Origin of the sequence: Micromonospora sp. NPDC049051 (assembly GCF_043197575.1) — a bacterium.
Lineage (GTDB): Bacteria > Actinomycetota > Actinomycetes > Mycobacteriales > Micromonosporaceae > Micromonospora.
The window spans coordinates 839733-852354 of record NZ_JBICTL010000003.1 but is presented as its reverse complement, the minus strand read 5'-3'; the positions used below and the strand labels follow the sequence as shown (position 1 = coordinate 852354).

At 72.5% G+C, this 12622-nt stretch carries 12 protein-coding genes; 6 read left to right on the top strand and 6 right to left on the bottom strand.

The window, feature by feature from the left end:
- Positions 1 to 4 precede the first annotated feature (4 nt).
- Together ACGFIR_RS15935 and ACGFIR_RS15930 are read right to left on the bottom strand one after the other, a co-directional pair.
- A complete protein-coding gene (locus ACGFIR_RS15935) occupies positions 5 to 850 on the bottom strand; it encodes a CHAP domain-containing protein (protein WP_393145620.1) in 846 nt (281 codons plus the stop codon).
- Positions 851 to 917: 67 nt separating this feature from the next.
- Positions 918 to 1070: a hypothetical protein gene (locus tag ACGFIR_RS15930; RefSeq protein WP_393145618.1), complete on the bottom strand. Its 153-nt coding sequence runs from the start codon at positions 1068 to 1070 to the stop codon at positions 918 to 920.
- Between the two features lie 125 nt (positions 1071 to 1195).
- Here ACGFIR_RS15930 and ACGFIR_RS15925 point away from each other — a divergent pair, with 125 nt between their 5' ends.
- Together ACGFIR_RS15925 and ACGFIR_RS15920 are read left to right on the top strand one after the other, a co-directional pair.
- Entirely contained in the window at positions 1196 to 2149 is a 954-nt protein-coding gene (locus ACGFIR_RS15925; RefSeq protein WP_393145616.1) for an SRPBCC family protein, read from the top strand.
- Positions 2150 to 2174: 25 nt separating this feature from the next.
- Positions 2175 to 3347 (top strand): zinc-dependent alcohol dehydrogenase, encoded by a 1173-nt coding sequence (locus tag ACGFIR_RS15920; protein ID WP_393145614.1) that lies wholly within the window; start codon positions 2175 to 2177, stop codon positions 3345 to 3347.
- A gap of 68 nt (positions 3348 to 3415) precedes the next feature.
- On the opposite strand, the gene ACGFIR_RS15915 is transcribed toward ACGFIR_RS15920, so the two are convergent.
- A complete protein-coding gene (locus tag ACGFIR_RS15915; protein ID WP_393003499.1) occupies positions 3416 to 4414 on the bottom strand; it encodes a hypothetical protein in 999 nt (332 codons plus the stop codon).
- Between the two features lie 883 nt (positions 4415 to 5297).
- On the opposite strand from ACGFIR_RS15915, the gene ACGFIR_RS15910 reads away from it, so the two are divergent.
- Positions 5298 to 5768, top strand: a complete 471-nt coding sequence (locus ACGFIR_RS15910) for a hypothetical protein (protein ID WP_393145612.1) — start codon at positions 5298 to 5300, stop codon at positions 5766 to 5768.
- 182 nt (positions 5769 to 5950) lie between these two features.
- Here the strand turns inward: ACGFIR_RS15910 and ACGFIR_RS15905 are convergent, their stop codons facing one another.
- On the bottom strand, positions 5951 to 7429 hold the full coding sequence (locus tag ACGFIR_RS15905; protein ID WP_393003786.1) for a glutamate--cysteine ligase: 1479 nt from the start codon (positions 7427 to 7429) through the stop codon (positions 5951 to 5953).
- A 183-nt stretch (positions 7430 to 7612) separates the two neighbouring features.
- Here ACGFIR_RS15905 and ACGFIR_RS15900 point away from each other — a divergent pair, with 183 nt between their 5' ends.
- Entirely contained in the window at positions 7613 to 7951 is a 339-nt protein-coding gene (locus ACGFIR_RS15900) for a DUF3817 domain-containing protein (RefSeq protein WP_393003497.1), read from the top strand.
- An 82-nt stretch (positions 7952 to 8033) separates the two neighbouring features.
- On the opposite strand, the gene ACGFIR_RS15895 is transcribed toward ACGFIR_RS15900, so the two are convergent.
- Entirely contained in the window at positions 8034 to 8894 is an 861-nt protein-coding gene (locus tag ACGFIR_RS15895) for an alpha/beta fold hydrolase (RefSeq protein WP_393145610.1), read from the bottom strand.
- A gap of 148 nt (positions 8895 to 9042) precedes the next feature.
- Positions 9043 to 9582 carry a hypothetical protein gene (locus ACGFIR_RS15890; protein ID WP_393003493.1) on the bottom strand — a complete coding sequence of 180 codons (540 nt, stop codon included), beginning with the start codon at positions 9580 to 9582 and terminating at the stop codon, positions 9043 to 9045.
- Between the two features lie 152 nt (positions 9583 to 9734).
- Here ACGFIR_RS15890 and ACGFIR_RS15885 point away from each other — a divergent pair, with 152 nt between their 5' ends.
- Together ACGFIR_RS15885 and ACGFIR_RS15880 are read left to right on the top strand one after the other, a co-directional pair.
- A complete protein-coding gene (locus ACGFIR_RS15885; protein WP_393003491.1) occupies positions 9735 to 10859 on the top strand; it encodes a Vms1/Ankzf1 family peptidyl-tRNA hydrolase in 1125 nt (374 codons plus the stop codon).
- Positions 10852 to 12609, top strand: a complete 1758-nt coding sequence (locus tag ACGFIR_RS15880; RefSeq protein ID WP_393145608.1) for a thiamine pyrophosphate-binding protein — start codon at positions 10852 to 10854, stop codon at positions 12607 to 12609. The genes ACGFIR_RS15885 and ACGFIR_RS15880 overlap by 8 nt, the downstream gene beginning before the upstream one ends.
- Positions 12610 to 12622: the final 13 nt, after the last annotated feature.

Here is a 12622-nt window from a genome sequence, read left to right as displayed (position 1 = left end):
CCGGTCACTTGAAGCGGATGAACTTCGAGAACTGGTTGTTAGCGGTGCCCACCGAGACGGTCCGGTGGCTGTACTTGTCCGCCGAAACGTAATTGTATTCGTCGATTTCGAAGGTGCCGTTCGCGTTCACCTTCGTCACGAAGGCGACGTGACCGTAGGTGCCGCCCAGGCGCACGGCGACGTCACCGGCCTTCGGGCTGTTGTAGACCGGCACACCGGCGCGTCCGGCGGCGGCCACCCACTCCTTGGCGTTGCCCCACCGCGCCTGACCCTTGTACTGGTTGTGGAAGGCGACGCCGACCCGGCTGCGCAGCGCCCACGCCACGAAGCTGGTGCACTGCCCCTTGTAGAAGTTCCAGGGGTCGATGCCCGAGGTCTGGCCCTTGTAGGGGTAGTCGTCCTTCGCCGGGTAGGTGGTCCCGGGGGAGATCAGCCGGTGCGAGGCGTTGTTGTTCTTCAGCGTGGAGTTGAGGTTCTTCTTCGCCCCGGCCGCGAAGTCCTGGTACGCGTGGGAGCCGTTGTAACCGGTGTTGTAGTAGACGCGCACCGTCTTGCCGGTGCGGTTCCACGCCGAGGCCGCGTTGTTCTTGATGCACTGGCCCTTGCCGCTGCCGGCGCCCTTGAACTCGTAGCAGCCCGGCTGGGTCGTGCCGTAGTCGGACAGCGAGCCGGCGTGGTCGGAGACCGAGCCCGCGTGGTCGCTGTTGTAGTAGAAGCAGAACTCGCCGGCGTTGCATACGCCGTCGCGGGCCGCTGCCTGGGCCGGCGCGGCGACCGCCAGGACGCCGATGGTGGCGCTGAGCAAGCTCGCACTGAGGGCGCCGAGGACGCGAACGGTGACCGAGCGCATGATCACTTCCCTCCTGGGGTGGGTGAGGAGGGTCACGCTACAAGCCATCGACCGATTGCCATACCCCTCAATTGCGGCGCGGCGGGAGCAGGTTCGCGATGCGGGCGATGCCGCCCGACCTGATGTGGTCAGCTGCCCCGGCCACCGTCGGCAGGTCGTTGACCACCGACGCATACCGATGATCGTCCGCGCACAGGTTTTCCGGCGGCCAATCCGCCATGTTCCGTTGCGTTCTGTCCCGATTCCGGCTCATCGGGCCTGTGCTGCGCATAGCGTCAGGAGTGGCGGCTGTCCGCCGCCGGGCCCCGCCCTGTGCGGGTCAGGACGAGCTGACGGTGGTGCGACGTGGACGAGACCGAACCGATGCTGCTGGACCCGCGGGAGCGACACGCCGAGGGTGCCGGGCTGACCCGGGCACTGGGCGTGCTCAGCCTCGCCCTCGGCGCCGGTGGGCTGCTGGCCCCCCGCGTGCTGGCCCGGCTGACGGGCGTGGACGACTCACCCGCCGCGCGTACGGTCATCCCCGCCGTGGCCGCCCGCGAGCTGGCCCACGCGGCCGGGCTGCTCGCCGGCCGCCGGCCCGTCGGCTGGACGTGGACCCGGGTGGCCGGCGACGCGCTGGACCTCACCCTGCTCGCCCGGGCCTGGGCGGGCGGGTGCGGTGAGCGGCGCCGGCGGACCGCCCTCACCACCGCCGCCGTCGCCGGCATCGCCGCCGTGGACCTGGTCGCCGCCGTACGCGCCGGGCAGGCCCGGGCCGCACGCCGCCGGATGATCGACATGGAGGTGGCGGTCACCGTCAACCGCTCCCCGGCCGAGGCGTACCGGTTCTGGCGGGACCTGGAGAACCTGCCCCGGTTCATGTCCCACCTGGAGTCGGTGCGCGCCGAGGACCTGCGTCGGTCGCACTGGACCGCGCGTGGGCCGGCCGGCCGGCGGGTCGAGTGGGACGCGGAGATCATCGACGACCAGCCGAACCGGTCGCTCGCCTGGCGTTCGATGCCCGGCACCCGGGTGCCCAACGCCGGACGGGTGCGGTTCGTGCCCGCGCCGGGTGACCGAGGCACCGAGGTGCGCGTACGGCTGCGCTACGCCCCGCCGGCCGGCGCGCTCGGCCGGGCGGTGGCGAAGCTCTTCGGCGAGGAACCCGAGCAGCAGGTCCGCGACGACCTGCGCCGGTTCAAGCAGGTGGTGGAGACCGGTGAGGTGGTCCGCTCCGAGGGCAGCCCCGACGGCACCTCCGTGCGCCAGCAGGTCATGCAACGCCCCGCCCAGCCGGTGCCGACCGGCCGCCGCTGACCGCCCGCCACCGAGAGGACGAAGGATGAAGGCCACCGCCTGGATGGGCAGGGACAGCGTCAAGGTCGTCGACGTGCCCGATCCGAGCATCATGAACGCCCGGGACGCGATCGTACGCGTCACCTCCACCGCGATCTGCGGCTCCGACCTGCACCTCTACCACGGCTACATCCCCGACATGCGCAAGGGCGACATCCTCGGCCACGAGTTCATGGGGGAGGTGGTGGAGGTCGGACCGCAGGTGCGCAACCTGCGCCCCGGCGACCGGGTGGTGGTGCCGTTCCCCATCGCCTGCGGCCACTGCTCCTCCTGCCAGCGTGGCCTCTACTCGGTGTGCGAGAACTCCAACCCCAACGCCGGGGTGGCCGAGAAGATCATGGGTCACTCGCCGGCCGGCATCTTCGGCTACTCCCACCTGCTCGGCGGCTACGCCGGCGGCCAGGCCGAGTACGCCCGCGTGCCGTTCGCCGACGTCGGCCCGATCAAGGTGCCCGACGAGGTGCCGGACGAGCAGGCGGTGCTGCTCGCCGACGTCCTGCCCACCGGCTACATGGGCGCGGAGATGTGCGACATCAAGCCCGGCGACGTCATCGCCGTGTGGGGCGCCGGCCCGGTGGGGCTGCTCGCCGCCGCCAGCGCCCGGATGCTCGGCGCGGAGCGGGTGATCGTCATCGACCGGTACCCGTACCGGTTGCGGCTCGCCGAGGAGCACGCCGGCGCGGAGACCCTCAACTACGACGACACCGACGTGCTCGACGCGCTCAACGCGATGACCGCCGGCCGGGGGCCGGACGCCTGCATCGACGCCGTCGGCCTGGAGGGGCACCACGGCAACGCCGCCGTGTACGCGTACGACCGGGCCAAGCAGGCCGCCCGGCTCGAGACGGAGCGGCCGTTCGCGCTACGCCAGGCGATCCTGGCGTGCCGCAGCGGAGGCGTGGTCTCGGTGATCGGCGCGTACGGGGGCTTCGTCGACAAGTTCCCGATGGGCGCGCTCATGAACCGGTCGTTGATCATGCGTACCGGCCAGTGCCACGTGCAGCGCTACACCCGTCCGCTGCTCGAACGCATCCAGCGCGGCGACATCGACCCCAGCTTCATCGTCAGCCACCGGATGCCGCTGAAGGACGCCGCCAAGGCGTACAGGATCTTCCAGAAGAAGCAGGACGACTGCACCAAGGTCGTCCTCAAGGTCTGAGCGGGAGGGCGGCGCGCCCGCGACTCGGCCCGGGGGCGGCGACACCCCCGGGCCTCGTCGACACCGGCTCAGGCCCAGGGGGCCGTCGGATACCAGGGGATGATCTCGCGGCGGGCGAGCAGCCGTACGTCCCAGTAGAGGAACGTGAAGGCGCCGGCGACGATGAACGCGACCGCGGTCAGCACCGCCAGGCGGCTCGGCCGGGCGCTGAACCAGCGTTGCAGGCGCGAGCCGGCCAGCCAGGCCAGCAGCAGGAACAGCACCGCCATGATGACGATGTTGCCGATGGACTGGAGTGTGAACGCGGCCGCGCCGTAGAGCGGGTTGCCGCTCTCGGCGGCGTCGCGGAACATCTGCCGGAACAGCGCGAAGGGCCGGCCGATCAGGAAGCCGGCGATCAGGGCGCCCATGAAGACCATCGGGGCGTTGGGGAACCGCCGGGCGATGCGGGCGAACGGGTCCGGTACGACGCCGAGCGCGGCCAGACCGAGATAGATCATGATGAGCCCGATCGCGCCGAAGACCACCATGGACTGGATGCTCCTCGGCGACAGCCCGCCGGGGGAGTTGGGCGCGGTGGAGAACTGCGGCATCGACGTGCCGACGAGGCCGACGATCGCGCCGTAGACGGCCGACACCGTGATCATGCCCACCGACATCCAGCCCAGCGGCTTCAGCGGCGTGACGATCCGGCTGAGGCGGCTGCCCGTGGTGCCGGTCAGCGGGGCCAGGGCGCCGAACGCGGCGATGTTGCAGGCGGTGAACGTGCCCGCGATGCCGGAGACGAACGCGAACAGGATGCCGGCCGCGATGCCCTGGATGGGCGTCTCCTTGGCGTCGTGGCCGAGCAGCGTGTTGGCGACGTTGTCGCCGATCGTCCGGTCCACGAACTCCGCCGACCAGATGACGGTCAGCAGGAACCCGCCGAGGACGCTGAGCAGGATGATCAGACCGCGCCGTCGCGGAAAGTGCCCGTTGACGAACGCGGACGTCCCGACCCGGGCGGTGTCGGAATCGAGTCGGACGGGCGCGTCGGGTCGCGGGGAAGACCTCTGGGTCTGCGTCACATGCGCTCCTCGGGGGTAGGAGGGGCCGGTCGGGAAGGGGGAAGCCGGCGCCCGCGACGGCACTGGTGGCCACGATCGGCGTCGTGGCCACGAATCCGCCTCGGTGGGCCACCGATCGAGGTGGACGCGCGCACGGCGCCCCGGACCGAATTGGCGCGGATCGATGTCCGCGCTTCATCATCGGGGGACGGCCACCACCCGGGTTCTTCCATCGTGCGCAATTCCGCCCCGCCCTCTCCGCCCCGCCCCCTCCGCCCCGCCCCCTCCGGCCGGCCTCGCCCCACCGCCCCGCCTCGCCCCCGCCGCCTCGCCCGCCTCGCCGCTCTCCGCCTCGCCCCATCCCGCTCCGCTCCGCTCCGCGCCGCTCCGCCTCGCCCGCCTCGCCGCGCTTCGCCATGTTCCCTTTCCTTTTGCCCCTGTCCCGCTTCGCGCCCGGACCGCCTCCGTTCCTCTGCGGGCCGCCCCTGTTCGCCTCGCCCGACTGAGTCGAGGACGATGTCTCCCCAAAGGGTGCTCCGCGACCACGGCCGTGGTGATGCCTCTCGGATGCGCCGCGAGTCCTTCGAGCTGACCGTCCCTGTCGAGCTGATGTCGTGGACGATTCAGCCGATGCCCCTGATCCCGTGGCCGCCTCGGCTCGGTGCAGGCATGGTCGGCTCCTCGCAGCGGCCGGGGCAGGCGTGGACCCGCCGGGGGACGAGAAGCAGGAGTCACTGAACCTTTCCCAAGCTGATCTCGCAGCTCAGAGTAGGTGCGGCGAACCCAGGGATTGATGAGGGCGAGGCTCCAGGCCATCCTCGTCCTGCACCGCGTCAAACGACCCGCTACGAAGGATGCAAAACGACTCAGTCAGTCACGTTGGGCGCTGCACTAGGGTTCGAGGGTGACGAGCACCCCGCGGGAAGCGGAAGCGCGCATCGGTCCTATCGGCGCGCTACTCTGCCGATTGGCGTTCCTGGCCATCTGCCTGCCCGGACCGGTCCTGTTCGCCGTCGCCGTGACGCTCGACCCACTGCGGTCGCCCGCAGACTTCTGGGGCCTACTCGCTGGTGGTGTACTGGTGACGATCGTCGGTGTCGGCTTCGGCGTCTTCGGCTTGCGGCTGGTCACCCGCTCGCGCCGCGACGCGCTTCGGCTATCCGCCGCTGGTGTCGCCGCTACGGCGGAGATTCTAGCGGCGGCGAACCACCTGGGCGGAGAGGATCCTGGGCTGGAACTCCACCTGCGGATCAGCGGGCCCGGGTTCGCCACGTTCGAGGCAGACACGATCCGCGCCGACGACCCAGCCCTCGTGCCCGGCGCGTTGCTGGCCGCCGTCGTGGACCCCGTTGATCGTCTCTTTTCGATTAGTTAGCGGCCGTACGAGAACGCGCCCGCTCACTGGTCGGTGGCGTCGGCGCGTGGGGGCGACGCAGCTGACTTCGCCGACCGTGAATCGTTTACGACATCAGCTCGACAGGGCGCTCGGCACCATCGGCCCGGCTACCTGAACGCTGGGCGACCGCCGTGCTGGGCCCCGTACTGACGTGGCGGCGGTCAGGGAATGGGCCACTCGTGGACCGGCCGGTTGCTGTGCATCAGCGTCACGTAGTGCCGTACCACCTCGCGCAGCGCCTCCGGCCGGTCGAGGTGGTCGGCGGACTCCAGCCGGTGCAGGGTCTCCACCTGCCAGCTCGCGCCGTTGCGCCCGGTCAGGCACCGTTGCTCGATGATGCCGAGCAGCCGGTCCCGCTCGCCCGGCTCCAGGCCCCACCGGTCCAGCCCGTGGTGGGCCAGCGGGAGCAGCCGGCGCAGCACCAGCTCGGTGACCGGGAGGTAGCCGAGGCCGGGCCAGAAGACCTGGGCGTCGATGCCGTACCGGGCGCAGGCGGTGAAGTTCTCCTCGGCCGCGCTGAACGACATCTGCGACCACAGCGGCCGGTCGGCCTCGGCCAGGGCCCGGACGAGCCCGAAGTAGAAGGCGCCGTTGGCGACGGTGTCGAGCACCGTCGGCCCGGCCGGCAGCACGCGGTTCTCCACCCGCAGGTGCGGGCGGCCCTTCAGCACGTCGTACACGGGGCGGTTCCAGCGGTAGACGGTGCCGTTGTGCAGGCGCAGCTCGGCGAGCTTCGGCACGTCCCCGCGAGCCAGCGCCTCGGCCGGATCCTCCGCGTCGCAGACCGGCAGCAGCGCCGGGAAGTAGCGGACGTTCTCCTCGAACAGGTCGAACACCGTGGTGATCCACCGCTCGCCGAACCACACCCTCGGGCGTACGCCCTGGGCCTTGATCTCCTCCGGCCGGGTGTCGGTGGCCTGCTGGAACAGCGGGATGCGGGTCTCCCGCCACAGCTCCCGGCCGAACAGCAGTGGCGAGTTCGCGCCCAGGGCCACCTGGATGCCGGCGATCACCTGCGCGGCGTTCCAGTAGTCGGCGAACTGGGCCGGGCTGACCTGGAGGTGGAACTGGGTGCTCGTGCAGGCCGCCTCCGGGGTGATGGTGTCGGCGGTGACCGCCAGCCGTTCCACGCCGTTGATGGCGATCCGCAGATCCTCCCCGCGGGCGGCGAAGATCTGCTCGTTGAGCAGCGCGTAGCGCGGATTGGCCGACAGCGTCTCGGCGGTCAGGTGCTCCGGGCGCAGCGTCGGCAGGATGCCGATCATCACCATGTGCGCGCCCACGCCCCGCGCCCTGGTCTCGGCGGCGTTGAGACTGGCGCGCACGCTCTGCTCGAACTCGCCGGTGCCCGTGCCGGCCAGCCGCCGCGGCGCCACGTTGATCTCGACATTGAACTGGCCCAGCTCCGTCTGGAAGCTCGGGTCCGCGATGGCAGCCAGCACGTCGGCGTTGCGCATGGCCGGCATCGAGTCGTCGTCGACCAGATTGAGCTCGATCTCCAGGCCGGTCATCGGCCGCTCGACGTCGAACCGGGACTCGCGGAGCATCTCGGCGAAGACGTCCAGGCACCGCCGTACCTTTTCGCGGTAGCGGGCCCGGTCCTCGCGACTGAAGGTCCGCACCCCGACGTCCTCGCCCATGGTCACCGCCCTGTCACCGTTGGTCCCCCTAACCTCGCACGCCCGGGGCGGGCCGGGGAAGACCCGAAGCTTCTTGTACGTACCCACCGGGGGCCCGGGTGATCCCTGTCGCCTTCACCGGTTGTGCGGCAGGTGCGCGCGGCGGGGTGGTTAGCATGTGCGGCAACCGGTGGGGGAGTGACAATGCGCGAGAAGATCACCCGGCTCTTCGTGGCGGCGGCGATCGCCGAGGCCTGCTCCTGGCTGGCCCTGCTCGTCGGCATGGCCGTCAAGTACGGCCCTCCGGGCAACGAGATCGGCGTACAGATCTTCGGCCCGATCCACGGCGCGCTCTTCGTCGCGTACGGGCTGCTGGTCCTCGCGATGGCCCGGGTGCACCGGTGGCGGCCCTGGCCCACCCTCGTGGCGCTGGCCTGCGCCGTGCCGCCGTTCGCCACCCTGTTCTTCGAGCGGTGGGCGGCGCGGCGCGGCATGCTGCGCACCGCCGGCGAGCCGGATCGCCCGCTGACCCCCGTCGGCTGACCGGCCACCCGACCCGCCGCCGGGTCATCGGCGGGCAGGCCGGTCCGGCGACCGGGTCACGGCTGGCTGGCTGCCGGGTGGGTCAACCGGCGAGGAAACCGGCCAGCGCGGCGGCGAGCTGCTCCGGGGCCTCCTCGGCCATGTGGTGGCCCGAGTCGATCGCGGCCACCCGCACGTCGTCGGCCCAGTCCCGCCAGATCGCCGCCGGGTCGCCGTACAGGTCGACCATGTCGTCGCGCTCCGACCAGCAGAACAGCACCGGGCAGGCGATCCGCCGCCCGGCGGCCCGGTCGGCGTCGTCGGCCGCCCGGTCCGGGCCGAGTCCGGCGCGGTAGTCCTCGCACATCGTGTGCACCGTCGCCGGGTCGTGGATGGCCCGACGGTAGTCGGCGTACGCCTCCTCGCCCATGGCGGCCGGCGACCCGCCGTACCAGGCATCGGGGTCGGCGGTGATGACCCGCTCCGCCGGCTTGTCCGACTGGCCGAGGAAGAACCAGTGCCACCAGCGGGCCGCGAAGCGGGCGTCGGCGCGGGCCAGTGCCTCTCCGATCGGCACCCCGTCGAGCACGCCCAGCCGGCTGACCCGCTCCGGGTGGTCCAGCGCCGTGCGCATCGCCACGTAGCAGCCCCGGTCGTGCCCCACCACCGCCGCGCGGTCGTGCCCGAGCGCGTCGAGCAGGCCGACCACGTCGCCGGCCATGGCCCGCTTGGCGTACGTGGTGTGCCCGGGGTCGCTCGGCGGCTTCGACGAGCCGCCGTAACCGCGCAGGTCCGGGCAGATGACGGTGTGCTCGCGGGCGAGCAGTGGCGCGACCCGGTGCCACGTCGCGTGGGTGCGCGGATGCCCGTGCAGCAGCACCACGGGTGGCCCCGAGCCGCCGTGGCGTACCCGCAGCCGGACCTCGCCGACGTCGATGTGTTCCAGCGTGAACCCCTCGAACATGGCTGCGACCGTGCCCGCCCGCGCGGCGCCGGAAACGCGCCGGCCGCCCGCTCGCAACGCCCCACGCTTCCCGGCAGCGCCAGCGCCAGCGGCGGCGGCGACGCGGCGGCCCGGCGGGAGGCGGCCCGGCCAGGCGGGGAACTGGCCGTCAGGTCAGCGCCGACCAGGTCACCAGGACGGCGACCAGCAGCGCGCCCAGCACCGCCTGGAGCAGCAGCGGCGGCCCGAGGTGCGACCACAGGGTGGCGGTACGCGGGGTGAGCAGCTGACCCGTCGTGAGGTTCACGATCCGCTCGATCTTCGGCGGCAGGTCCGGGTCACCCTGGCGGCGCAGTGTGAGTTGCACGTGGTCGGCCGGGTGCAGGGCGCTCTGCGGCAGGTGCCCGTGCAGCTCGACCTCGCAGAGCTGCCCGGCGCCGGTGCGCAGCCGCACCGGTGTGACCAGGTATTCGGGGCCCTTCTTCAGGTCCTTGAACCGTCGTCGGGTCGCGCCGGAGCCGGCGGAGAGCAGGGAGCGCACCAGCGCCACCAGTAGCCCGGCGATCCCGGCCGCCGCGAGCACGGCGACCAGCACCGGCTGACCGATGCGCACCTCGCGCGGGTAGCCGTCCATCAACCGCACGATCCGTCCCGTGACGATCCGTTCGGTCGGGTGGACGATCCGCCGGATGTGCAGGTCACTGTCCATCTAAACCACCCAGAGTCCGCTTGCGTTCACTCATGGTATCGGCCATTCGGGTTGAACGACATGAATGAAATCCCCGTCACGCGCTCGCGGCGGTCAGGTGACAACGGCAGCGGCGCGGGTAAGCGGGGGGCCGAGCTGGAAAGGGGTCGAGCATGCAGCTGTCCTTCCTGCGCCCGCTCTACGACCGGCCGGGACCGTGGGTCTCGGTGTACCTGGACGCGTCCGCCAACACCCAGGACGCCCACCCGGCGCTCGATCTGCGCTGGCGGGCCCTGCGCCAACAACTCCAGCAGCAGCGCGCCGACTCGGGCACCATCGATGCCGTCGAGCGCGTCGTCCGGGAGCACGATCCGATGCCGGGGGACTACGGTCTGGCGGTCTTCGGCGCCCGGGGCCGGGTGGTGCTGTCGGAGTACCTCTCCGCGCCGCCGCTGCGGGACCTCGCCGCGTACACCCCGTTGCCGCACGTGATGCCGCTGCTGGCGCAGCGCGGCGAGCAGGTGGCCTGGGTGCGGGTGCTGGCCGACCGGACCGGCGCCGACGCCATGGCGATCAGCGCGGGCGGCGTGCCGCGCCGCGCCCACGTGACCGGCCGGGAGGACTTCCAGTTGCGCCGGGTGCAGCCCGGCGGCTGGTCGCAGTCCCGGTACCAGCGCGCCGCCATGGAGGCCTGGCACCACAACGCCGGTGACGTCACCGCGGCGACGGTGGAGCTGGCTGAGAAGGTCGGCGCCGAGGTGGTGGTGGTCGCCGGCGACGTGCGCGCCACCGGGATGATCGCCGCCCAGATGCCGCCGCGCTGGCAGGACGTGGTGGTCCGTACGGACGCCGGGTCCCGGGCCGGCGGCGCCGACCAGAGCCTGCTCGACGACCTCACCGTGCAGACCATCGCCGAGGTCGCCGACCAGCGGATCACCGCCGCGCTGGACCGCTTCGGCATGCAGGAGGACGTCGGCGCCGGGCTGGACGCCGTCGTGTCCGCCCTGCAACGCAACCAGGTCGAGACGATGCTCATCGTCGACGACCCGTCCGCCAGCGGGGAACTCTGGATCGGGCCGGACCCCACCGAGATCGCCACCGACCCGGGGCAGCTCGCCGCCATGTCCGTACGCGATCCGGAGAAGGTCCGTGCCGATGCCGCCCTCGTGCGCGCGCTGGTCGGCACCGACGCCGAACTGACCGTGCTGGGCCCGGACGAGGCGCCGGAGCTGACCGACGGCGTCGGCGCGGTGCTGCGGTACGTCGACGCCGCGACGCCGGGGCGCGGCGGTGGCTGAGCGTACGGTGGCCGACCTGGTGGTCGAGCGGCTGCGGGCCTGGCAGGTGCCGCGGGTCTTCGGCTACCCCGGAGCGGCCGTCGCCCCGGTGGTCGAGGCGTTGGACGCCTCGGGCGGGGACCCGGCGTTCGTGCCGGCCCGGCACGAGGAGACCGCCGCCTACATGGCCACCGGGCACGCCAAGTTCACCGGCGGGATCGGGGTCTGCCTGGCCACCCAGGGGCCGAGCGCGGTGCAACTGCTCAACGGCCTCTACGACGCCAAGCTGGACAACAAGCCGGTGGTGGCGATCGTCGGCGAGGACGTCGCCGGCCCGCTCGGCGGCGCCCACCAGGAGATCGGGCTGAGCCGGCTGTTCGCCGACGTGTGCAACCAGTTCGTCCAGTACGGCCGCCTGCCCGACGGGGTGCCGGCCCTGCTCGACCAGGCGTTCCGTACCGCCGCCGCCACCCGCAGCCCGGTCTGCGTGGTGCTGCCGCGCCAGTTGCAGGAGGCCGTGGTGCCCGACCTGCCGTCCCACGCGGCCGGGGTGCTCTCGGCGTCGCCGGGGGAGCCGCTGGCCCGGGTCCTGCCGCACGCCGTCGACCTGGACGCCGCCGCCCAACTGCTCGGCAACGGCCAGCGGACCGCGATCCTGGTCGGGCAGGGTGCCCGGGGCGCGGCGGGTGAGATCGTCGCCCTCGCCGAGCGGCTCGGCGCCGGGGTGGCGGCTTCGCTGCTGGGCAAGCCGGTGCTCGACGAGCGGCTGCCCTTCCACGCGGGCGTGCTCGGCGAGGTCGGCACGACGGCCGCCGCCGAGCTGATGGGCGGCTGCGACACGCTGCTGCTGGTCGGCACGAACAACCCGTGGACGGACTACTTCCCGATGCCGGGGCAGACCCGCACGATCCAGATCGACATCGACGGGCGCCGCTTCGGCGCCCACTATCCGGTCGACGTCCCGCTCGTCGGCGACGCCCAGGAGACGCTGCGGGCGTTGCTGGACAGGGTGCCCGACAGGCCGAACGCCCGATGGCGGGAAACCGTCGAGGCCTCGGTCGACCGCTGGCGGGCCGAGCGGGCCGAACGGATCGCCGCCCCCGCCGAGCCGGTGAACCCGCAGCTCGTGCTGCACGAACTCGCCGCCCGGATGCCGCACCGCGGGGCGGTGGCGGTGGACGTCGGATCGGTCCTCTACTGGTACGCCCGGCACCTGGACCTGCCGCCGGGCGTCAACGCGCAGCTCTGCGGCACCCTCGGCTCGATGGGCTGCGCCCTGCCGTACGCGGTGTCGGCGAAGCTCGCCGCCCCGGACCGGCCCGTGATCGCCCTGCTCGGCGACGGCGCGATGCAGCTCAACGGGCTGGCCGAGATGGTCACCGTGGCGCACCACTGGCAGGAGTGGCGCGATCCGCGCCTGGTGGTGCTGGTGCTCAACAACCGCGACCAGTCCGGCGTGGGCGGCGGTCGTACGCCGATCGACCCGACCCGGCGCCGGCCCGACGTCCCGTACGCCGGCTGGGCGCGCCTGCTCGGCCTGCACGGGGTGCGGGTCGACCGGCCGGAGCTGGTGGGCGCCGCCTGGGACGAGGCGCTGGCGGCCGACCGTCCCTGCGTGCTGGAGGCGGTGGTCGACCCGTTGGTGCGCCTGGCGCCGCCCGAGCCCGCGTTCGCGGACCTGCGTGAGGTGTTCGCCGGGGGCGAGGCGGCCCGCCGGGTACGCGACCGGATGCTAGCCGGACTGGCCGTGCAGGCCGACGACGTCGTTTGATCCACCCGGCGGC

Coding starts and splice junctions, on each gene's coding strand:
- ACGFIR_RS15935 (WP_393145620.1), bottom strand. CDS start 850: ATGCGCTCGGTCACCGTTCGCGTCCTCGGCGCCCTCAGTGCGAGCTTG.
- ACGFIR_RS15930 (WP_393145618.1), bottom strand. CDS start 1,070: ATGGCGGATTGGCCGCCGGAAAACCTGTGCGCGGACGATCATCGGTAT.
- ACGFIR_RS15920 (WP_393145614.1), top strand. CDS start 2,175: ATGAAGGCCACCGCCTGGATGGGCAGGGACAGCGTCAAGGTCGTCGAC.
- ACGFIR_RS15905 (WP_393003786.1), bottom strand. CDS start 7,429: ATGGGCGAGGACGTCGGGGTGCGGACCTTCAGTCGCGAGGACCGGGCC.
- ACGFIR_RS15900 (WP_393003497.1), top strand. CDS start 7,613: ATGCGCGAGAAGATCACCCGGCTCTTCGTGGCGGCGGCGATCGCCGAG.
- ACGFIR_RS15895 (WP_393145610.1), bottom strand. CDS start 8,894: ATGTTCGAGGGGTTCACGCTGGAACACATCGACGTCGGCGAGGTCCGG.
- ACGFIR_RS15890 (WP_393003493.1), bottom strand. CDS start 9,582: ATGGACAGTGACCTGCACATCCGGCGGATCGTCCACCCGACCGAACGG.
- ACGFIR_RS15885 (WP_393003491.1), top strand. CDS start 9,735: ATGCAGCTGTCCTTCCTGCGCCCGCTCTACGACCGGCCGGGACCGTGG.